This is a genomic window from Acinetobacter sp. A2, assembly GCF_012371325.1.
In the GTDB taxonomy this organism is placed as follows: Bacteria; Pseudomonadota; Gammaproteobacteria; order Pseudomonadales; family Moraxellaceae; genus Acinetobacter.
Window position 1 is genome coordinate 1 of sequence record NZ_JAAZQX010000039.1, and the last position, 21681, is coordinate 21681.

The following is a 21681-nucleotide window of genomic DNA, read 5'->3' on the forward strand; positions in this document are numbered from 1 at the left end:
TTCGGGGGTATAGTTTGGTTTTTTCATCGGAATAGTCTCTCAGAATATTGAGTCTCCGACAAACCCGGTACGGTTCAAAACTTAAACACTTTCCCACTAATACGAATAATTATCTTTCAATCTTTGCGCTATTTCTTTATATTTATGAAGTTTTACCTAACTATATAAATATTGAGGGATTTTTGTGAAACATTTTTTTCTTATACTAACTTTTGGGTTGTTAATCACTACACTTTCAGGATGTGCAACATCTCGTGGACTTATCCAAGTTCCAACCTCTAATCAAGTTTCTACACAAGAGGCCAGTAATTCTAAAAAAGTGATTATTGCACTTGTTGAAGATGAAAGGTCTTTTCAAGATAAACCACCAACTGCTGATATCCCATCTTTAAAAGGTGGTTTAGCAAAGGCTACGGCTGAAGAAAAAGCAAAAGCTGTAGCTCGAAAGCGTAACGGTTATGGAAAAGCTTTAGGTGATATTCTTTTAGAGAAAGAAACGGTTTCTGAATTATTAAAGAAACGTACAACTCTAGCACTTAAGAAATCAGGCTATGAAGTTCTTGAAGATAATGCTGCCAATCGGGCGAATGCAGACCTAGTTTTGAATATTAAAATTAATAAATTCTGGTCTTGGTTCCAGCCAGGATTTGCATCTATTAAAATCCATTCTGAAATTGATACCGATATCTTCAATACGAAGAAATCGCCAGCTGAACCTATTCACGTTTACAGCAAAGTTGTTAGATCAGCACAGGTAGCCAATGGTACAAAATGGATTGAAAATATTGATAATGTTTTGAATGACTATGAAGCTAAATTAATTTTATCTTTGCCTAAAGTTACCCCCTAATAAATCATTTTAGATCCAAATTATAGACTCTTAGAATAAAGCTCTTTTAGAAGAGCTTTATCATTTTATCTATCTGTTAGATTTCCCAGTCTACATTCAACTTCACATAGGCTTTGTTGCACAAACCTATCTGTAAAGGCTTTTTCAGCAATATAATTTTCAAATGAAGAAGCTTACATACAAAATCTACCGCACAACCAATTGGTCAGCATATAACCAAGCACTCTTTAATCGTGGGAATATTGACATTTGGTTCGATCCAAAAACACAATGGCATGCAGAACCGCAAGGCAAATAAGGTCTAAGTAAAACTTACTCCGACATAGCGATTCAATGTATTTGATGATCAAATCTCTATTTAGACTCACTTTACACAGGGTTACTGGCTTTGTTCAAAACTTAATTAAACTTTGCGGATTGGATTGGACAGCACCAGATTACAGTATGCTTTGTAGAAGACAAAAGCATATTGATATTGCAATTAGTTATCAGAAAAACAGTGATGGGCTTCATCTACTCGTAGACTCTACAGGCATGAAGTTTGTGAATGTACAATGAGGTCCTTAGCTGGTTTTTGATTGTGAATAGCCATATTCGATGCATCACAAACAAGCTTGGCTGTCATACGCTCATTTAAGCTGTAGCCAACCACTTGTTTCGTGTAAACGTCTTTTACAACTATTAAGTACAACAAGCCTTCAGTCGTCCATATATACGTAATATCACTCAATCACGCTTGGTTTGGTTTAATCATTGAGAATTGTTGCTCAAGCAAATTTGGATAGATCGCTCAGTTATGGTCACTGTTCGTGGTTCTTTTGAAACGTTTGTGGTACTTACAATGCAGCTGATTTAACTTTTTTATCTGACATACTGCATATGTACTAATTTTTACGACCTGAGCCTGTAAATGCTTGGTTAAGCGAATATAGTCATAGCTCTGTTTCGTTTATTTGTGCGCTATTTTGACCAAATTTGTTTGTTGATTTCGCTGAACTAATCGTTTATTCACACCTCGTTTTAGCCAATTATAAAAGTGTGAAACTAATACATGAAGTAATCGTGCCATCAAAATAATCGGCAATCAGTGTTTTTGCGATTTCATATAGGCGTACCTTACTGACGTACTTTGGCAAAGTACGCTGCTGCCTTTTTTAGAAATTTACGTTCCATGTCAGCGGATTTAAGCTGTTTGTTTAAGTTGCTTATTTTCTTCGAGCAAAGCGTTTAGGTCAGGTGAATACTGTTTAGTACCAGCTAAAGTCCCTGCCTTTGCCTTATTGTTCCAATGCGAAAGGGTCTGCATGGAAATGCCGAGTTCTCTAACTGTTTCGGATACATTGCCTTGATTGGCTTCTAATGCTTTGATGGCTTCAGATTTAAGTTCTACCGTATACGTCTTGTGTTTCTAGCTCATGGTAAACTCCTGATGAGTATGTATAGTTTACCAAGTTAAAACCTCCTGTTTTTTCAGCATACAGCAATTGATAATTGAATGGATTTCACAGTTTTATTTTTGAAAACAACGTAGTTTTGTTAAATTTTGTGAAAAATTTGACACGGTGCTATAATTGCGAACCTGATAATTTGTCAATTTTTTAAACACTGATCACGATGATGCAACTCCACGTATCCCACTTAAATCTAAGTTCGATTGATCAAAAGTTATCAGCTATAGAATACATTCCTGCGATGCAACGCCGACGTTTGTCTCGTCTGGCAAAACTGGCTTTGAATTGTGCCATACAAGCTTTAGATGCCTGCAATGTCGATTATATTGTTTGGGTGTCGCAATATGGTGATGAAGCCAAAACGCTGAATATATTAGAAGATGTCTTGAGAGGGCAAACGCCTTCACCGACTCAATTTTCAACCTCGGTACATAATGCAATTTCAGGCTTATATTCTATTTTATGTCAGGATGCGACACCTGCGACCAGTTTGGCAGGTTCGTGGAATGATGGGTTGATTGAAGCTTATGCATGGTTAAAAACAAGGCCAGAAGCCTGTCAGGTTTTGCTGGTGTATTATGATGAAGCCTTGCCTGAAATGTATATCGAGCATCAGCCATTTTCTGCTTTTGCGATGGCAGCGATGATTTCATTAGCGCCTGCAAATTTGATATTGATGCCAAAGCATACGAATGCAACGCCAGCCTATCAGCAAGCTTTAGCATTTAACACGTTTTGGACTAATCCTGAGCAAACTGAATCTGAAGCGTGGACGAAATGCTGAAATTAAATCGAATCAAGCAAAAAGCCAACTATGCATGGCGGGTTGGGGCGACAGGATTTAGCTTTGCCAGCTTTGGCTTAGGCGGCGTGGCGATTGGTGGTTTGATTGCACCAATCGTCAAGTTGAGTTCACAAGACCCAGAAGTTCGCAAACAGCGCACTCAAAAAGTCATTAAGCACAGTTTCAAAGGTTTTACGGAGATGATGGTAAAACTGGGCATTATGACCTATACGGTTGAAGGTCTAGATAAGCTACAGCACAGCCAACAAGAGCTGGTGATTGCTAACCATCCGACACTGATTGACGTGGTGGTTTTAATTGGTTTAATGGAGGAAGCAAACTGTGTTGTTAAGCAGGCACTGTGGTCAAATCCATTTACCAAAGGTCCTGTGCAAAGTGCGGGATATATTTTAAATGCGGGTTCTGAACAATTTATTCAGGACTGTGTACACAAATTGCAGCAGGATCATGCCGCGTCCTTGTTGATCTTTCCTGAGGGAACAAGAACAGCAAAAGGTGAGCAGTTGAACGTGTTTCAGCGCGGCGCAGCCAATATTGCACTAAGGGCAGGGGTACCGATTCGGCCTGTGCTAATTAGCTGTACGCCCTCGACACTCACCAAAAACGAAAAATGGTATCACATTCCAGAACAGCCTTTTCATATCCATGTAAAAGTCTTGGATGCGATCCAAGTGGAAGACGTATTGGATGACGTAACGGTTAATCCAAAAAATGTACGTCAATTAAATCAACAATTACAATGGTTTTTTAACCAAGAGTTATCCCTAAATGACTAATCTTGCTGATGAATTAAAGCAAATGATTATTGATGTCCTTGCCCTTGAAGACATCAGTATTGAAGACATTGATACAGACGCGCCTTTGTTTGGCGATGGTCTAGGTTTGGACTCGATTGATGCCCTTGAATTAGGCTTGGCATTGAAAAAACGTTATGGCATTCATTTGAATGCAGAGTCTGCAGAAACCAAAGAACATTTTAAATCAATTCAAAGCTTAGTGGCTTTGGTTGAAGCACAGAAAACAGCATAAGAGGTTGCTATGCTTGCACAAGAAACCGTGTTAGAAAAATTACGTGAATGGATGGAAGAGTTGTTTGAAATTGCGCCTGAAGATGTGCAATTAGAGTCAAACCTAGCTTCAGACCTCGATGTTGACAGTATTGATGCCATTGATTTGGTGGTAAAAATTAAAGAGTTGACAGGCAAACAAGTCAACCCTGAAGATTTTAAAAATGTGCGCACCATTCAAGATGTGGTGGTCGTGATTCAGAATATGTCAGTTGCATGAACAACATCTTAAAAGGGGTAGCAGGGATCGGTTTGATCCTCTATCCTTTTTTTGTCGCTTATGCTTTGGCACATGGACAGTATGTCTGGGTCAGTGCGGTATTGATTGTACTGGGCATTTTACGTCTCTTGAGTAAGGGCAATGCCCTGCTGTGGCCATTGACAGGTTTTGCCATTTTATGTGGCGGGCTGAGTTTGATTTTAAAAGATCATGCGTGGCTTAAACTCTATCCTGTCTTTATGAGTCTTGGGGCGCTGTTTATTTTTGCCAGCACCTTGATTCGACCGCCTTCAATGATTGAGCGTTTTGCACGTTTGGCAGAGCCTAATCTGCCAGAAGAAGGAGTCGAATGGACCCGTCAAGTGACCAAAGTTTGGTGTGGTTTTTTTTGCATCAATGCGGTCATTGCCCTGATCACTGTTTTCTTTGCACCGATGAAAATTTGGGTGATGTATAACGGCTTGATCTCTTATGTCTTGATGGGTGGATTATTGCTGGGTGAATTTGTGTTGCGTAAACGCCAGCAACGACTGCATCAGGCACAGAAATAACAGCATTTCCGTCAGGGCAGCTGAAACAGTGGTCTCGAACTATAGCGATTAGAAATACGGTTTTTAAAAACAAATTTTATGTCTTGTCATTTTCAACACCATCTCCATTCATCGCGTCCCTTGTGTATTCATGCGGACTCAAGTTTTGTTTCCTTTCACACTTTTTGGTTGGATGTAGCTTTACAGGCTACGCAAATTCAGCAGTTGGAACAGCCAGTATGGGCGCTTTGGCAAGAAGACAGTTATGAGTTTTTAGTATTGTTGTTTGCAGCCTTACAAGCAGGTAAGCAAGTGCTGTTGCCGCCGCATCGGGTCAGTGACTTAGAAAAAGAATTGGCTGAACAGCAGATTTATTTTTTACAACGTTTGCCATCGACAGCCACGCCAACTTTTGAGCTTCAATTTGATGCTACCTTTCTCAATCAGGCACAGCTGTATTTTTATACTTCGGGCTCAACAGGGCAGCCGAAAAAGATTCCGCGCACCTTGCAACAATTGTTCAATGAAGTCTGTGGCTTAGAAGCCAGTTTTGATTTGCCTGAGCAGGCGATCGCGATTGCTACGGTGAGCCATCAACATATTTATGGTTTGCTGTTTAAGTTGTTGTGGCCTTTAGCCAGTGGACGCAGTTTCTATCAGAAACAATTGGCTTTCCCTGAAGATGTGGTTGATCTTCAAAAGAAAATTGCCCATTTGCAACTGCCCAATTACCTCATTTCAAGTCCTGCATTGTTGAAGCGCTGGACCACAGATGTAGTGTTGCAAGACTGCCATCGGGTCTATTCCTCTGGTGGAAAGTTGGATGCAGGCGTGCGTCCTTTGCTGAACCGTCCCATTACCGAAGTGTTTGGTAGTTCTGAAACAGGCGGGATTGCTCACCGTCAGGCAGATGATGCGCTATGGACTCCCTTTGCCAATGTCGAAATTAACTGCGCCGAGCAACAAGAGTTAGCCGTTAAAACCAATCATGCCTTTAGCATGGATTGGATTTTGACTGGAGATAAAGTGCAGGTCGTGGATGCAAATAATCCCAAAAGTCCATTCCAACTATTGGGGCGTTTGGACCGTATTGTCAAACTCGAAGAAAAGCGGTTAAGTCTCGATGCGATTGAAGTGAAAATCGCTGAGTTGGCAGAAATACAGCAGTGCCATGTTTTAATTCATGAAAAAGAACAGCGTCAGATTTTGGCGGTGGTAGCGGTGCTGACAGTGGATGCAAGGGTGCTGCTTATCGAAAAGGGCAAAGCTGCCTTTACCGCACAGCTGAAAAAACAATTACAACAGAAGCTGGAAAGTATCGCGATTCCGCGGCAGTGGCGGTTCTTAACGCAAATGCCACAAAATGCACAATCGAAGCTGAATAAACAGTATTTAAAATCACTCTTTCTGCCGATGACCTTGCCTGTGGTATTGACACAGCAGTCTCAGGATATGCAGATCAGTTATGCTTTGGAGTTTGTGCCTGAGCTGGAATGCTTTAAAGGGCATTTTCCGAACTTTCCGATTTATCCGGGCGTAGGGCAAATTGGTTTTATCCAGCATTTTGCCAAACAAAATTGGGTGGATTTACTGTGGTGCAATGGTTTTGAGCAATTAAAATTTCAAGGACTGATCCAACCCTATCATACGGTGGAACTGGTGCTCAGCCGTAAAGCGCATAAGGTCAGTTTTGAGCTGAAAAATCATGACAAAATATTGGCATCAGGACGTTTGCTGTTTGCTATCCCTTCAGACGTTTAAGCCGAGAGAAAAAATGAAACACTGCTTTGTGATTCCTGTGTATAACCATCCACATTATTTGGCTGCGTTACTGTCACATTTAAGCGCTTTTGAGTTACCCATCATTATGGTGAATGATGGCAGTGATGCCGATTGTACGGCGGTATTACATCAGCTTACGCAGGACTATCCAAGGGTCGATTTGGTTGAACATACCCACAATCAAGGGAAAGGGCAGGCGGTGATCACGGGGCTCAATCATGCCTTTCAATGCGGTTATAGCCATGCCTTGCAACTCGATGCCGATGGACAACATGACTGGCAGGATGTGCAACGCTTTTTAGACACCTCTATCCAGCACCCCGAAGCCATGATTATTGGTCAGCCGATCTTTGATGCGACTGTTCCCAAAAAACGTCTCTATGGCCGTTATGCAACGCATATTTGGGTGTGGATTAACAGTCTGTCTTTTGAGATTAAAGACAGCATGTGTGGCTTTCGTGTCTATCCTCTAGCGCAGACAGTGAACATTCTAAACACTGCCAAGTTTCAACCGCGGATGGGCTTTGACTCGGAAATTTTAGTGCGTTTGAAATGGGACAATGTGCCGTTTATTAATCTGCCCACGCATGTGATTTATCCTGAAGGTGGTATTTCACATTTTGATGTGTGGCGTGACAATTTGGGCATGGCGCGCGCGCACAGCCGCTTGTTGGGTGGCATGCTGCTGCGGTTCCCCAAACTGATTTATCAGAAAGTCAAAGGTTAAGGCGGTCAGAGAAATATATGCAGAAATGGAGCGCCGTGAAAGAACGGGGCGGGATGTTACCGCTAATGCTGATGCTGGGTTTCTACCGTTTGGGTGGGCGTTGGCTGTGCCGAGTCATCTTATACTTTGTGATTTTATGGTACTGGCTCTTTTCCAATACTGCGCGTCAGGCTTCACTGTTGTACTTAAAAAAATTGCATCATTTTGCAGGTGCGCAGTCGCCGTTTCAGGCTGAGCCGCAGCTGTGGCACAGCTATACGCATTTGATGCAATTTGGTGAATGTATTTTAGATAAAATTGAGGGCTGGCTCGGGCACATTCCTGAGCAGAACTTAAAGCTGCATGGTCATGCGCACTTTCGTTCGCACTATCAAAAAGGTGTGGTGATAGTGGTGTCACACTTTGGCAATATTGAATTGCTGCGCGCCGTCAAAGCAGAGCATCCGCAGAAAATTAATGTGTTGGTTTATCAAAAACATGCTACCAAGTTCAATGCATTTTTAAAAAAACTGAATGAACATGCCGATGTTAATTTGGTTTCGGTGGATGAGTTGGGAATTGAAACAGCAATGATTTTACAGGATAAGTTGGATCAAGGTGAATGGGTGATTGTGGCAGCAGACCGCGTACCCGTGCAGTCAGATCGTGTACAATCGGTTGCTTTTTTAGGAGAGCAAGCGCTGTGGCCGCAAGGCGCTTGGATCTTGGCTAGCTTATTGAAAGCTCCTGTGTTGGCAGTGTTTTGCTATCGAGTTGATACACATTTTGAAGTGCATATTCATCAAGTGGCGGAGCAGTTGAACTGGCCGCGTAAAGAGCGTTTACAGGCCATGCAACAGACCACAAGACAGTATGTGCAACTGTTGGAACAGCATTGCATACGAGCGCCCTATCAATGGTTTAATTTTTATAATTTTTGGAATAAAGGATAAGTCTTGTGTTAATTGTTGGGGAAACTCCGCTCAGTATTGAAGATGTTTTGGCTGTAGCGCGTAAAGAAAAACAGGTGGTATTGCCTAACTCTGCTGAATGGACAGCATTAATTCAACGCGGTGCAGATTTCCTCGATCAGCTGTTGCAAGACGAAGGCGTCATTTATGGCGTGACCACGGGTTATGGAGACTCGTGCTTGATTGAAATTCCAGCCCACCAAGTGCATGAGCTGCCGCTGCATTTGTCGCGTTTTCATGGCTGCGGCATGGGGCAAAACTTAGACTTAATTACCGCACGTGCTGTCGTGGTGGTCCGTTTATGTTCTTTGGCACGCGGCTATTCGGGTGTCTCGCATGCCTTGTTGCAGCGGTTGGTCTGGATGCTGAATGAAGATGTGATTCCGGTGATTCCATCGGAGGGTTCGGTCGGTGCCAGTGGTGACTTGACCCCTTTGTCTTATATCGCTGGGGCCTTGGTCGGTGAGCGTGATGTGTACTATCAAGACCAGATTGTGCCGATTGCACAAGTGTATGCCGAAAAAGGTATACAGCCTTTGGTGATGCGTCCTAAAGAAGGCTTAGCCCTGATGAATGGTACAGCGGTTATGACCGCGATTGCCTGCCTGAATTATAAAAAGGCCGAACAGATTTCTTTTGCCAGTACTTTGATTACTGCCCTGAATGTCTTGGCTTTAGAAGGGAATCCAAGCCATTTTGATGAAGTCCTATTTGCGCAGAAACCACATCCAGGACAGCAACATATTGCAGCGCAGTTACGCGACTGGTTAAACAGTGAAGTACAAACCGAACACCAAAGTTCACGTCTGCAAGACCGTTATTCATTGCGCTGTGCGCCGCATGTGATTGGGGTATTTGAAGATTCTAAAGTCTGGCTGCGTCAGTTTATTGAAAATGAGCTGAATTCAAGTAACGACAACCCTTTGATTGACCCAGTGAACCTGCGGGTACTGCATGGTGGACATTTCTATGGCGGACATATTGCCCAAGCCATGGACAGCCTGAAAATTATGATCGCGAATATTGCTGACTTGATGGATCGTCAGTTGGCGCAGTTGGTGGACTATAAAATGAACAATGGTTTACCGCGTAATTTAACTGGTTCAAGTCCTGAGCGGTTACCGTTGAATCATGGCTTTAAAGCAGTGCAAATCGGGGTTTCGGCATGGACGGCAGAAGCCTTGAAACAGACACTCGCTGCGTCGATTTTCTCACGTTCAACCGAATGTCATAATCAAGACAAAGTCAGTATGGGCACCATTGCCGCACGTGATGCTAGCCGTGTCATTACTCTGACCGAACAAGTGATTGCAGCACTCAGTTGTGCAGCAGTTCAAGCAGTTAAACTTAAAGGTGTAGATACAGAACTCAGCCCTGTTTTAAGAGCATTTCAACACTGGGTGCTTCAGAGCTTCACCTACGTAGCGGAAGATCGTCCTTTGCAACAAGAGCTTCAAACGCTGGTCAATCGTTTTGATCATTTAGAACTGTTAGACAGCATTGCTGTTCAATATTTATAGGAAATGAGCATGTATGCTGATGTAATTATTGAAGTGCCTTTTCATGACGTCGACACCATGCATGTGGTGTGGCATGGGCATTATTTAAAATATTTTGAAATTGCACGTTGCAAACTGTTAGATCAATTTCACTATAACTATAACCAAATGCGCGACTCGGGCTATGCATGGCCTGTCATTGAAAGCTATGTGCGCTATGTGCAAGGCATCGAATTTGAACAGAAAATTCGTGTGCGCGCTGTTTTGAAAGAGTGGGAAAATCGCTTGAAAATTGAATATCTGATTTTTGATGCGGTCTCGGGTAGAAAGTTGACCAAGGGCTTTACTTCGCAAGTGGCAGTTCATATTGAAAACCGTGAAATGTGTTTTCAATCCCCACAGGTGTTGTTGGATTGTTTAAATGCATGGCCTGAGTTTAAGGCGGAGTAATGCAAGCATGATTCGATACAAATTCTCCACGATGATTTTCGTTGCGTGTACAGCCAGTGTGATAACTTTGCTTGCTCCCACAGCGAATGCACAAAATACTGAATTGAAGCAGGTATTTGCTCAGCTTGGCGCAACGCCTGTGGTGCGTGCCCAATTTGAGCAGCAGAAAAAACTGGCAGCATTGAATAAAACCTATGTGTCCAAAGGTACTGTGCTGTTCAGCAAAAACCAAGGCGTGCTGTGGCAGATTCAAAGTCCAGTCAAGGCCGATTTGGTGGTGACACCGCGTAAGCTTGTACAAAAGACGCAGCGCACGTCCAGTCAAATTGAAGTCGATAAGACTCCTTATGGCTCTGTAGCGACGATGTTTTTACAGTTGATGTCGGGCAATGAAGCGGCGCTCGCTAAAAACTTTAATGTGGTGTCTGCCAATTACAGCCCAACGCAGTGGAATGTCAGCTTAACGCCGAAAAGCAGTCTATTTAAAAAGCTTTTTGTCCAAGTCGATGCGCAAGGTCAGCGTTATGTGGACCGTATTACCATTTTGGAACAAGCCAATAACCGCACCATCATTCGTTTTAGCCAGCAAACGGCTCAACCTCAAACTTTAACGGCTGCGGAAAATGCGCTTTTCCAATTGGCAAAATAAATTTAGCGCTCTGTGGTTGTTGGTGCTGTGTGTCATTGCTTTGGCACTTGGCGTGGCTTGGCTGAATAAAGGCATCAAGATTGAGACCAATATTTTTGCTTTGCTGCCTGAAGCCCATCAAGATGCTCATCTGGAACAAGCACAGCAATATGTGAGTCAGCAGTTAAATGACAAAGTTTTTGTGGTGTTGGATGCCAAAGCAGATCTGCAATTAGAACAGGCAACGCAAGTACTCAAAACCCAAGCCGACCAAAGTCAGCTGTTTTTACCTGTGCGTCCGCAGCTTGATCCTGATCAATTTGCCCAAGCACTGTATCAGCACAAAGCAGGGCTATTATCCAAGTCAGATCAGCAGATTTTGCAAGGGCAGGATCATACCGCACTGACAGAGCAGGGCTTATTACAACTGATGAGTCCGGGCATGCCAATCACGGCTGAAATGCTCAAGCAAGATCCCTTGCTGCTGTTTCCCAGTTATGCAGTGGGTTTAAGTGCCCTACAAAGCAATGCCGATATCAATTTAGAGCAGGGCTTTACCACGATTCGTGATGAGCAGGGCATCTCGCGCCTGATGGTACTTCAGCTCAATAATAGCCCCTATAACATTGCCTACCAAGAGCAGACCGCTGCATTTATCCAAAATATCAATCAGCAACTCAACCAGTTGCAGGTCAAACCGCACTGGACAGGTACGCTGCTGTTTGCACAGTTCGGCACTAACTCTGCCAAAGAGGAAATTTCCACCATTGGAGTGGGTTCGACCATCGGGATTTTGCTTCTAGTCTGGTTTGGCTTCCGTTCGATACGACCCATGCTGACGGAAATGGTTGCAGTCGGCACAGGCAGCTTGGTGGCCTTTGCTGTGACCTATTGGGTTTTTGGCGAAATTCACCTGATGACACTGGTCTTTGGTGCCAGTCTGATTGGGGTCTGTGTCGATTTTTCATTTTACTTCATGGCCATGCAGTCTCAGCACCGACAGATCGATGGATTTACTGTTCTAAAGCCGTTATTGCCGAGTCTATTTGTGGGGTTAATGACCACGCTATTGGCCTATGTGGTGCTTAGTTTTACCCCATTTCCGGGCTTTAAACAGATTGCAGTCTTTTCTATGGTTGGACTGAGTGCCGCATGGGTGACCAGTATTTTATTGCTGCCACGTTTGCCTGCGCTGAATGCGGAACCTGCGATACGTGCACTGGGCTTTATTGGCAAAGCGCGTAGTTATGTGCAGAGCCACAACAAGCTACGTTATGGCATGATTGCATTGATTGTACTGGTGACGGGTATTAGTCTCACCTTGCTGAAAAGCAATGATGACATCCGTAATTTACAAAGTATGGATGCCACTTTAAAGCAGGAAGATCAATATATTCGTTCTCGTTTTATGCAGCAGCAAAGCAGCGAATACTTTGTGGTACGGGGCAGAAGCTCAGCAGAGTTGGAGCAGCGCGAACAGCAACTACTGGCAGAGCTTGCGTCCTTGCAACAGGCTGGCAAGTTGGATGCTGTACAAGCTTTAGGGCAGTGGATTCCATCGCTTGAGCAGCAAAAAAAGAATGTTGAAATGTTACAGGCGATTCCTCAGCCGGCTTTAGTGGAATATGCGCAAGCGTTGCAGCTCAACGCAGCGGATATTTTAAACTGGCAAGCGCATTTAAAAGACCAACCGTTATTGACCGAAGCGGTCTTTAAAGATCATCCTCTGCATTTTTTGCAGATGAGTCCGACACAACGTTTGGTGATGCTGCAAAATGTGCATGACGTCAAAGCCGTGCAACAGCTTGAAAATGCGGATGTACAACTGTTACGCCCCGTTCATCAACTGTCTGAATTGTTTAAACAACACCGTGAGCAGGCACAGTGGCTATTACTCAGCGCTTTGCTGATTTTAGCCATTGGCTTAGGGGCACTGTATGGCAAAAAATCCATTCTGCCTTTGGTGTTGCCTGTCAGCATGGCCTTAATGACCACGTTTGCGATTCAAGCATGGCTGGGTGTCGAGATTAATTTATTCAGCATTATGGGTACCTTCCTGATCATTGGAATTGGGGTGGATTATGCTATTTTCTACCGCCATGGACATGATCATCCACAAGTGGTGGGTATGGCTTTGTTTCTGTGCATGATGTCGACGTTCTTTGGTTTTGGTTTGCTGTCCTTTAGTCATACTTATGCCATTCACAGTTTTGGCCTAACAGTGTTGCTGGGCGTTATTTTTTCATTTATTTATGCCACACTTTTTACATCCTCCGATGCGAAACATGTGGTGGTTCAACAATATCAGCCAAAGAGCTGAGTCAAAGGGTACAGTGCAATGAGCACCATGCAACAGACAGATGTTTTAATTATTGGGGCGGGACCATCAGGCAGCTCGGCTGCAGCTTTGCTGCGTCAAAAAGGTTACCAAGTCACGGTCATCGAAAAGCAATATTTTCCGAGGTTTTCCATTGGTGAATCTTTATTGCCGCAGTGTATGGTGTTTTTGGAAGAAGCGGGTTTGTTGGAGACCGTTCGCGCACATGCCGATGAATATGCCTTTCAGTTTAAAAATGGCGCGGCTTTTTTAAGAGGTACGCAGCGCAGTTTTTATGACTTTACTCAAAAGTTTAGCGAAGGTCCAGGCACTACATGGCAGGTAAGACGTGCCAACTTTGACCAGCTTTTGGCACAGCAAGCCGAAAAAATGGGCGCAGATATCCGTTTTGGTCATGAAGTTTTGGCGGTCGATGTGGCATCTACACAACCGATTTTGACGGTGAAAGGTGAGCAAGGCAACAACTACCAAATTCAAGGCAAATTTCTATTGGATGCCAGTGGTTTTGGCCGAATTTTGCCGAAGTTTCTCGACTTAGAAAGTCCATCGGACTTTCCAGTACGCCGTGCGGTCTTTACCCATATTGAAGATGGTTTGTTGGATGACCCTGAGTTTGACCGTGAGAAAATCTTAATTACCGTGCATGAAAAAGACCATCGTGCGTGGTATTGGCTAATTCCTTTTGCCGACGGGCGGTCTTCATTTGGCGTCGTTGCGGAGCAAGATTTCTTTGAAAGATATGGATATGACGGCAGTGCAGATTATGATTTAGAAGCCTTGCAAAAACGTATTTTGGCCGATGATGTCAGTTTGTCGCATTTATTGCGCCACGCTAAGCATGATACTCCTGTACGTACTTTGGTGGGCTACTCTGCCGATGTTAAACATTTGGCATCTGAAAACTACGCGTTACTGGGCAATGCCGGTGAGTTCCTCGATCCTGTCTTTTCTTCAGGGGTAACTATTGCCTTAAAATCGTCTAGTCTAGCTGTGCCATTGGTCGAGCAAGTGTTGCAAGGTCAGAAGGTAGACTGGATGGAGCAATATGAAAAACCGCTACGTAAAGGCATTCAAGTGTTCCGTGCCTATGTCGAATCATGGTATTCAGGTGAGTTTCAGGATGTGGTATTTTCGACTCAACAGGATGAAAAAATCCGCCGTATGATTGCTTCCTTGCTAGCAGGTTATGCGTGGGATGCAAGCAACCCGATCCATCGTAATGCCAAGCAACGCTTGAGCACTTTGGCCGAATATTGCCGAGAAGAACAACCGCAAAAAGAGTCGCTAACTGATGAAACTTGAGCTGCGTTTTAAAACTGTCAGTTGGGTTTTAGCCAGTGCTTTGCTCTGTAGTGCCTGTCAAAGTTGGATCCCTAAAGCGCAAGGACTCGCGACCCCAGAGTGGGCTGCGCAAAATTATCAACGTCAAGATCAAATCGAAGTGCAGTGGAAAACCCAAAGTTTCAGCTTTTTATTGTACCAACAGCAACGGGGACAGTCGCTTGACATGTTGGCACTGAGCCTCACAGGACAGCAGTTGTTTAAGCTCAGTTTTGATGGTCAAAAGGTCGAAGCTGAACAGCGCATTGATCCAATGAAAAGATTACCTTTTGATTATGTAGCGCGTGATATTCTCTATGCCACATATCCAAATTTTGCTGCCTTACATACAGCTCAAAATGCGGTCGTGCAGAAAGACGATACCATTTATATACAGCAGCAACCCGTGTTGAAAATTCAGCAAAATGAAGGAGCAATTAAACTGGATAATTTGCAAGTGCCTTATCAAATGATGATCAGCACGGTGAGCAATACTTTAGAAGATGATCAAGGTGACCATCATGACTAAAAATCTACAGCATGTTTCAGCCGTGGGTATTCAGTTCAGTGCGGCGCTGTCGGCTTTGGGACAAAATGCCGCTGAGCTTCAACATGCCTTGACCAACCCTGAAAATACCCTATCGCAACGAGGAGATCTGATTGCGGGGCGTTCGGTCTGGGTCGGTGCATGTGATCAAACCTTAGTTCAAGCAGTGCCTGAAAGCTTGAACGGTGTAGACTCACGGAATCTACGCTTTGCGCTGACGGCTCTGGCGCAAATTGAAACTGAAATTCATGCTTATACAGCACAGTTTGCTAAACAACGTCTTGCTGTGATTGTCGGTACTTCAACCTCAGGCATCGCGGATAATGAGTCTGTCTTAAAAGTCCAGTTTCAACAGTCTGTACCGCAGTCTGTACAGCACCAAAAACAAGAAATGGGCAGTTTAGCGGAAGCCTTACAACAGTATTTGGGCTGGGAAGGGCCAGCCTATACCATTTCTACCGCTTGCTCCTCGGCAGCTAAAGCACTGGCGGCGGGGCAACGTCTGCTGAATGCAGATCTGGCTGATGCTGTCTTAGTAGGTGGAGTTGACACCTTATGCAAGCTAACCTTAAATGGTTTTGATAGTTTAGAAAGCTTATCGAACGGAATTTGTCAGCCCTGTGGAGCCAACCGTGACGGCATTAATATTGGTGAAGCGGCAGGATTGTTTTTACTGTCCAAAGCGCCTGCCCCCGTGATGTTGTTGTCGAGTGGCGAGTCAATGGATGCATGGCATATTTCAGCACCGCATCCAGAAGGAATAGGGGCTGCGGAGGCGATGCAAAAAGCTTTAGACGCTGCACAGCTTGAAGCAGGCGATATTGGATATTTGAACTTACATGGCACTTCTACACCGCAAAATGATGCGATGGAAATTAAAGCGGTACAGACCGTTTTCTCAGATACAGTTGTGGCCATAAGCAGCACCAAACATAAAACAGGACATTGTCTAGGGGCCGCGGGTGCAATCGAAGCTTTTATTTGCCAACAGGTTTTATTAGATCAATCCTGGTTACCGCTACATCATGCAGATGAATTGGACGATGCTTTGGCTGGGCAAAACTATGTGCTTACACCGCATTTAGCTGCACCGATTCGCTATGCGATGAGTAATTCTTTTGCTTTTGGTGGCAGTAATATCAGTTTAATTTTTGGGAAGGCTTTACCATGATGGATGCAGTACAGTTTATTCCACATGCAAAACCGATGGTTTTCGTGAGCCATTTGATTGAAGCCAATGATGAATTTGCTATTGCAGAACTTCACATCACACCTGATTTGATGTTTTGTGAGCCAGAAGGCTTGCCCACCTGGAGCAGCATTGAGTTGATGGCGCAGACCATTAGCGTCTATGCCGGTTATAAAGGAAAAACTCAGGGCTTGCCACCGAAAATTGGCTTTTTATTGGGAACGCGTAAAATGCAGTTGCCTTGTGCCTATTTTAGTTTGGGCACAACCGTGCGGATTCGAGTAGAACAAAGTTATCTGCACGAGGGTTTGGGGCAGTTTCATTGTGAAATTGAATATCAAGAACATCGGTTCAGCGCCATGTTGAGCGTATTTGAGCCTGAAAATATGAATGAAATCATCGGAAAATTAGTGTGAACAGAAGAATTTTAGTCACGGGTTCGAGTCGTGGGATAGGTAAAGCGATTGCTTTGGAGTTGGCAAAGGCAGGCTTTGATGTCACGGTCCATGCCCGTTCAAGACAGTCTGAGGCCGAAGCGGTGGCTCAGGAAATTCAAGCGCTTGGACAGGCCAGTCATGTACTGATGTTCGATGTGAATGAGCGTGAAAAAATTGCCGCTATTTTAGAGCAAGATATAGCACAGCATGGCCCTTTTTACGGTGCAGTGCTGAATGCAGGATTAACCCGTGATGGTGCTTTCCCCGCACTGACTGATGAAGACTGGGATGACGTGGTCTCGACCTCTCTGAACGGTTTTTATAATGTGTTGAAACCATTGATGATGCCAATGATCCGCTTGAAAAAGGGTGGACGTATTGTGACATTATCTTCAGTGTCTGGAATTATGGGGAACCGTGGTCAGGTCAATTATAGTGCTGCCAAAGCAGGCTTAATTGGTGCGACCAAAGCATTGGCACTAGAGTTGGCAAAACGCAAAATTACGGTGAACTGTGTGGCTCCGGGCTTGATAGAAACCGAAATGGTCACAGAGGAAGTCAAAGAACATGCCTTGAAAATGATTCCGATGCAACGTATGGGGCAGGTGGAAGAAGTCGCTAAAGCGGTAAAGTTTTTATGTAGTGATGATGCCAGTTATATCACCCGCCAAGTGCTTTCAATTAATGGAGGCCTGATCTAATGAAACGTGTTGTTGTAACAGGCATGTCTGGGATTACTTCTTTGGGTGAAACCGCAGAGCAAATTTTTGAGCAGTTTACACTCGGTAAAAGTGGCATTCGCTATATGCCCGATTGGGAGATCTATCCTGATTTACGTAGTAAATTAGCTGGTCCAGTTGAGTCATTTACTGTACCGAAGCATTTTAACCGTAAAGTTACTCGTGGTATGGGGCGTGTTGCCTTAATGTCCACGGTATGTGCTGAAAAAGCATTGGAAGACGCAGGTTTACTCCATGCTGATATCTTAAGAAGTGGCGATGCAGGCGTGGCTTTTGGTTCTTCTGCGGGCAGTGTGGATGCTGTGCGTGAGTTTGGTACCATGTTGCTTGAGCATAATATGAGTCAACTCAATGCCACGACCTACATTCGTATGATGTCACATACCAGCGCGGTCAATATGACGGTGTATTTTGGGCTAAAAGGTTTAACGCTGCCGACCTCAAGTGCGTGTACTTCCGGTTCGATGGCCATTGGACAAGCTTATGAAGCGATTAAATACGGCAAGCAAACTGTGATGATTGCAGGTGGAGCAGAAGAGCTCAGCGCTGCGGGTTCAGCTGTGTTTGATGTACTGTTAGCGACCAGCGTTCAAAATGATCATCCAGAGAAAACTCCGCGTCCCTTTGATGCAAATCGGGATGGTTTGGTTGTTGGTGAAGGTGCAGGCTGTTTGATTTTAGAAGAATATGAACATGCTCAAGCACGTGGAGCGACTATTTATGCTGAGATCATCGGTTATGGTAGCAATACTGATGGTCAGCATGTGACGCGACCTGATTCTGAGATGATGGGACGCTGTATGCAATTGGCACTGAAAGATGCACAGCTTACTGCTGCGGATATTGATTATGTTAATGCACATGGCACTTCGACTGATCAGGGTGATATTGCTGAATCACAAGCAACTGTGCGTATATTGGGTCAAAAGCCAATCAGTTCATTAAAAAGCTATTTTGGTCATACTTTAGGTGCATGTGGTGCAATTGAAGCATGGCTCAGCATTGAAATGATGCAACGTAATCAATTCGTGCCAACTTTAAACTTAGATAACATTGACCCTGCGTGTGCGGAATTAGATTATATTTGTGGTGATATTCGCCCGATGTCAGCAAAAATTATTATGACGAATAATTTTGCCTTTGGTGGCATTAATACATCATTAATTTTCAAAAATAATATAGACCATAACTGAAACAGAGGGTAAAAAATGGGGTTTAAAAAAACACTATATATCTTATCAGCAGTGAGTATGCTGGGATTAACAGCTTGTAGTACTGTAAAAATTTCTGATTATCCGCAGCGGCAATTAATGACAGCAAAATATGCGACTGCGGCTGATATTGTGAACAATATTCGACTTGGTGTTGGGCAAAATGCGCGCACTGGTTGGGTAGTTGAACAGGCAGATCAGACAAAGGTAGTTGCGGGTTTAACCCGTCGTAGCCATTATTTACAAGTAACCTATCTCATCTCAGGTAATCAAGTCAGTTCACAAATTACAGGTAGCCGTAATCTCGATCAACGTGGTAATAAAATTCATAAAAATGCGATGGCATGGAAGGCACGTTTAGATAATTCGGTATTTACACAACTTTCAAAAACGTTAAATTAAATAAGAGAGCAATTACTATGAATATTAAGCAATTTGGCTTCACAGCTATTCTGGGGCTAGCTGCATTTACATCAGCACATGCAGCTGACCAAATGCATGATTTCAATTTCCAAGAAGCTGTAAGCCGTGCTGTTGCTGATGGGGTTTTGGATGGTTCAGTAAAATTTTATTTGGCGGGAACCAAGTCGGGCGGTAAGGTGATTGAAAAAGGCTTAGTGACCAATAAAAAGACCAATGGTTTTGCCAAATCTGCGGAAAGTTCATGTGATCATGTACTTCGTTCGGCATTGATTCAATTTCAAAATACAGCCAAAGCCAAAGGCGCCAATGCGGTGACCAATCTGGTGAGTTTCTATAAGTCCAATGAAACACGTAGCACCACGACTTACCAATGTGCGAAAGGTACGGCATTAGCAGGGGTGGCATTAAAAGGTGACTTAGTAAAGTTCTAATATGGTCTGATAGCATGGTCTTTCTAGAAACAAGAGAAAGACCTTATCTGACTGGATTGGTCGCTGCGGTGTGGAACTGGAACCTTTGGCCAATGCTTTAAAAGAGGTGGTTCTGCAACAGCAGGTGCTGCATGCCGATCAAGCGCCGGTCACCATTATAATGCTGATCATGTAAATCACGTTTTGAACGCTTTTCTGGATTCTCGGTCAGATCGAGCTGTCAGTAATAGGTCGATAGTGTAATCGGTAAAATTTTACAGATGGCTTCAACACCATAAAGCGCTTTGTTGCTCTGAATGAAATCAACCATTGTTTGCCTGGGCGGTCCAGCTACGCCTGGGCGAAAAAAGCGGCTGCCTTACGTAGAATTTCATTGGCCCGTTGTAGCTCTTTATTCTCACGTTCCAGCTGTTTGATGCGCTGCTGATCTGATTGGAGTTTAACTGGATTCTGTTGCTTCAAATGCTTCTGATGCCAGGCACGCAGTGTTTCAGGAGTACAGCCGATCTTAGAAGCAATTGCTGTGATTGCAGCCCAAGTAGAGGGTAGTCTTTTTCGGATTCAAGAACTAAGCGAACCGCTCTTTCTTTGATTTCAGGGGTATATTTTGGTTTTGTCATTGGGACATTCTCTAAAGAAAGTTGGTCTCCGACAAACCCGGTACGGTTCAGAGCCTAACATGGTGTATTCATTGTCACTATCATGTGACAGCGCCGCAAAGACCCGCTGCCACACACCTATTTTAGCCCAACGGCCTGAAACGAGTATGCACGACTCTAAAATCACCAAAGCGTTCTGGTAAGTCTCGCCTCGGGATACCTGAACGATACCGATACAATACCGCTTCAATAAATAGCCGGTTGTCTTTGGTTGTTACTCCAACAGTACCCTTTCGTCCAGGTAACAGATTTTTAATCTTTTCCCACTTATCATCTCTTAATGCATAGCGTTTAGTCATAAAAGTATAATGGGACTAAAGCAGTTTTCTCAAGTTAATTGATGACACGCCCTAGTTATTGTTCATTATTTTTTAGCTTTAATATGCGTCATGGTGTCGCACCATTGTTCTTAATTTAACCAAATTTAAAAAATATACTAGTGAATAAATATGAATATAAAATTAAATTTTTAACATTTTAGTTTTGGAATGTTTATGGGTTTTGATAGGTTTTTTATCTATTTGTTTTAAATAATTGGTGGGGAGATGTTTTATTATGTTTTGTGAAAATACTTATTAATTGTGGTTTATTTGTTTTTTATGATTTTTGAATTATAAATTTGAGTTTGGATTTATTTAATTACCGTTTATTTTTTCTAAAAAAAATTTAAGAACTGGAAGGAAAACCTACATTGCATGATCATAGTGGTACAAAAATTAGTTTAAAAAAAGATTTGATCAAATTTCACTCAAGACTACTGTTACTCACCGTAGATTTCTAGTCATAAAATTTTGTTACGTCATAAGCAGTATAAAAAATAGGCGGTGTTACGTCATAAGCAGTATAAAAATTAAGCGGTGTTACGTCATAAAAAGCATTTGTAGTTTAAAAAATAAGCGGTGTTACGTCATAAAAAGAATTTATAGTTTAAAAAATAAGCGGTGTTACGTCATAAAGAGTGTAAAAATTAAGCTGACTATCTTATGGAATTTAGATTTTTTTAGTTTTATTGTTGAAAGTAAAATTTTTTAAACTTGATTTGTAAATTAAAATGTAATTAGTTTAAGTATTTTAAAGTCATTAGAATGATGCTTAAAAATATAAGTGGTTTATATATTAATTTTTAAGACGATATGTTTAGTATTTTATTATCATAAGCTAAGATCCTGTAAATAATTTTTGGGGGTTGGGTATTATATTGCTTGTATTTTAATATTTTGTGTTGAGTTTTTTTTAATGGAAAATGGCACACTTTTGCATCATCAATGACGCACTTTTGCATCAGTAATGGCACACTTTTGCATCATCAATGACGCACTTTTGCATCTGAAAATAAGAGATGCTGGAAAATCTCTGTACACGACAAATTTCACAGAACCCTTATCCTATCAGGATTCTGCTTTCTTAAAATTGCCAAAATTTCCTTA

Annotated in this window: 21 protein-coding genes, 5 pseudogenes and 1 other annotated feature; of the genes and pseudogenes, 23 read left to right on the forward strand and 3 right to left on the reverse strand. The window is 42.9% G+C overall.

Features of this window, described 5'->3' with window-relative positions; all coding sequences use genetic code 11:
- The first annotated feature begins 184 nt into the window (after positions 1–184).
- Positions 185–850: a flagellar biosynthesis protein gene (locus tag HHA43_RS11705; RefSeq protein ID WP_070153988.1), complete on the forward strand. Its 666-nt coding sequence runs from the start codon at positions 185–187 to the stop codon at positions 848–850.
- 163 nt (positions 851–1013) lie between these two features.
- Positions 1014–1396, forward strand: a pseudogene (locus tag HHA43_RS11710) (transposase); the annotation flags it as partial.
- Here the strand turns inward: HHA43_RS11710 and HHA43_RS11715 are convergent.
- Positions 1395–2258, reverse strand: a pseudogene (locus HHA43_RS11715) (IS3 family transposase); the annotation flags it as partial. The pseudogenes HHA43_RS11710 and HHA43_RS11715 sit on opposite strands and share 2 nt — an antisense overlap.
- 206 nt (positions 2259–2464) lie before the next feature.
- On the opposite strand from HHA43_RS11715, the gene HHA43_RS11720 reads away from it, so the two are divergent.
- The 21 genes and pseudogenes from HHA43_RS11720 to HHA43_RS11820 all read left to right on the forward strand — a co-directional run.
- A complete protein-coding gene (locus tag HHA43_RS11720; RefSeq protein WP_075166810.1) occupies positions 2465–3085 on the forward strand; it encodes a beta-ketoacyl synthase chain length factor in 621 nt (206 codons plus the stop codon).
- The gene (locus HHA43_RS11725) at positions 3079–3882 is read left to right on the forward strand and encodes a lysophospholipid acyltransferase family protein (protein WP_151730684.1); all 804 of its coding nucleotides are present in this window, start codon (positions 3079–3081) and stop codon (positions 3880–3882) included. Before HHA43_RS11720 ends, HHA43_RS11725 begins: the two co-directional genes overlap by 7 nt.
- A complete protein-coding gene (locus HHA43_RS11730) occupies positions 3875–4135 on the forward strand; it encodes a phosphopantetheine-binding protein (protein ID WP_005090854.1) in 261 nt (86 codons plus the stop codon). The genes HHA43_RS11725 and HHA43_RS11730 overlap by 8 nt, the downstream gene beginning before the upstream one ends.
- A 9-nt stretch (positions 4136–4144) precedes the next feature.
- Positions 4145–4393, forward strand: coding sequence for an acyl carrier protein (locus HHA43_RS11735; RefSeq protein WP_005090852.1), 249 nt, complete (start codon positions 4145–4147; stop codon positions 4391–4393).
- Positions 4390–4944, forward strand: coding sequence for a septation protein IspZ (locus HHA43_RS11740; protein WP_005090850.1), 555 nt, complete (start codon positions 4390–4392; stop codon positions 4942–4944). The genes HHA43_RS11735 and HHA43_RS11740 overlap by 4 nt, the downstream gene beginning before the upstream one ends.
- A 78-nt stretch (positions 4945–5022) precedes the next feature.
- Positions 5023–6684, forward strand: coding sequence for an AMP-binding protein (locus tag HHA43_RS11745; protein ID WP_131261655.1), 1662 nt, complete (start codon positions 5023–5025; stop codon positions 6682–6684).
- 13 nt (positions 6685–6697) lie between these two features.
- Positions 6698–7432, forward strand: coding sequence for a glycosyltransferase family 2 protein (locus HHA43_RS11750; RefSeq protein ID WP_168382270.1), 735 nt, complete (start codon positions 6698–6700; stop codon positions 7430–7432).
- 17 nt (positions 7433–7449) lie between these two features.
- Positions 7450–8364, forward strand: coding sequence for an acyltransferase (locus HHA43_RS11755; protein WP_127799709.1), 915 nt, complete (start codon positions 7450–7452; stop codon positions 8362–8364).
- 5 nt (positions 8365–8369) lie between these two features.
- Positions 8370–9902, forward strand: a complete 1533-nt coding sequence (locus HHA43_RS11760) for an HAL/PAL/TAL family ammonia-lyase (protein ID WP_005090846.1) — start codon at positions 8370–8372, stop codon at positions 9900–9902.
- 9 nt (positions 9903–9911) lie between these two features.
- Positions 9912–10331, forward strand: a complete 420-nt coding sequence (locus HHA43_RS11765; RefSeq protein ID WP_127799705.1) for an acyl-CoA thioesterase — start codon at positions 9912–9914, stop codon at positions 10329–10331.
- Positions 10332–10338: 7 nt separating this feature from the next.
- Positions 10339–10980: a LolA family protein gene (locus HHA43_RS11770; protein WP_168382269.1), complete on the forward strand. Its 642-nt coding sequence runs from the start codon at positions 10339–10341 to the stop codon at positions 10978–10980.
- The gene (locus HHA43_RS11775; RefSeq protein WP_168382268.1) at positions 10955–13279 is read left to right on the forward strand and encodes an MMPL family transporter; all 2325 of its coding nucleotides are present in this window, start codon (positions 10955–10957) and stop codon (positions 13277–13279) included. Before HHA43_RS11770 ends, HHA43_RS11775 begins: the two co-directional genes overlap by 26 nt.
- An 18-nt stretch (positions 13280–13297) precedes the next feature.
- Positions 13298–14599 (forward strand): NAD(P)/FAD-dependent oxidoreductase, encoded by a 1302-nt coding sequence (locus HHA43_RS11780; protein WP_168382267.1) that lies wholly within the window; start codon positions 13298–13300, stop codon positions 14597–14599.
- The gene (locus HHA43_RS11785) at positions 14589–15146 is read left to right on the forward strand and encodes a DUF3261 domain-containing protein (RefSeq protein WP_168382266.1); all 558 of its coding nucleotides are present in this window, start codon (positions 14589–14591) and stop codon (positions 15144–15146) included. Before HHA43_RS11780 ends, HHA43_RS11785 begins: the two co-directional genes overlap by 11 nt.
- Positions 15139–16335 (forward strand): beta-ketoacyl-[acyl-carrier-protein] synthase family protein, encoded by a 1197-nt coding sequence (locus HHA43_RS11790; protein WP_131261651.1) that lies wholly within the window; start codon positions 15139–15141, stop codon positions 16333–16335. The genes HHA43_RS11785 and HHA43_RS11790 overlap by 8 nt, the downstream gene beginning before the upstream one ends.
- A complete protein-coding gene (locus HHA43_RS11795) occupies positions 16332–16769 on the forward strand; it encodes a hypothetical protein (RefSeq protein WP_005090833.1) in 438 nt (145 codons plus the stop codon). The genes HHA43_RS11790 and HHA43_RS11795 overlap by 4 nt, the downstream gene beginning before the upstream one ends.
- Positions 16766–17491: a 3-ketoacyl-ACP reductase FabG2 gene (locus HHA43_RS11800; protein WP_005090831.1), complete on the forward strand. Its 726-nt coding sequence runs from the start codon at positions 16766–16768 to the stop codon at positions 17489–17491. Before HHA43_RS11795 ends, HHA43_RS11800 begins: the two co-directional genes overlap by 4 nt.
- Positions 17491–18723, forward strand: a complete 1233-nt coding sequence (locus HHA43_RS11805; protein ID WP_127799697.1) for a beta-ketoacyl-ACP synthase — start codon at positions 17491–17493, stop codon at positions 18721–18723. The genes HHA43_RS11800 and HHA43_RS11805 overlap by 1 nt, the downstream gene beginning before the upstream one ends.
- Before the next feature lie 57 nt (positions 18724–18780).
- Complete coding sequence (locus HHA43_RS11810; protein WP_227515218.1) at positions 18781–19143, forward strand: hypothetical protein; 363 nt, start codon at positions 18781–18783, stop codon at positions 19141–19143.
- 17 nt (positions 19144–19160) lie between these two features.
- On the forward strand, positions 19161–19595 hold the full coding sequence (locus HHA43_RS11815; RefSeq protein ID WP_005090826.1) for a hypothetical protein: 435 nt from the start codon (positions 19161–19163) through the stop codon (positions 19593–19595).
- Positions 19596–19629: 34 nt separating this feature from the next.
- Positions 19630–19761: pseudogene (locus HHA43_RS11820) on the forward strand (IS66 family transposase); the annotation flags it as partial.
- Here HHA43_RS11820 and HHA43_RS11825 read toward each other — a convergent pair.
- Positions 19753–20215, reverse strand: a pseudogene (locus HHA43_RS11825) (transposase); the annotation flags it as partial. The pseudogenes HHA43_RS11820 and HHA43_RS11825 sit on opposite strands and share 9 nt — an antisense overlap.
- Positions 19831–19947: a sequence feature (AL1L pseudoknot), on the reverse strand. (Overlaps the previous pseudogene by 117 nt.)
- A gap of 55 nt (positions 20216–20270) precedes the next feature.
- Positions 20271–20553, reverse strand: a pseudogene (locus HHA43_RS11830) (transposase); the annotation flags it as partial.
- Positions 20554–21681 lie beyond the last annotated feature (1128 nt).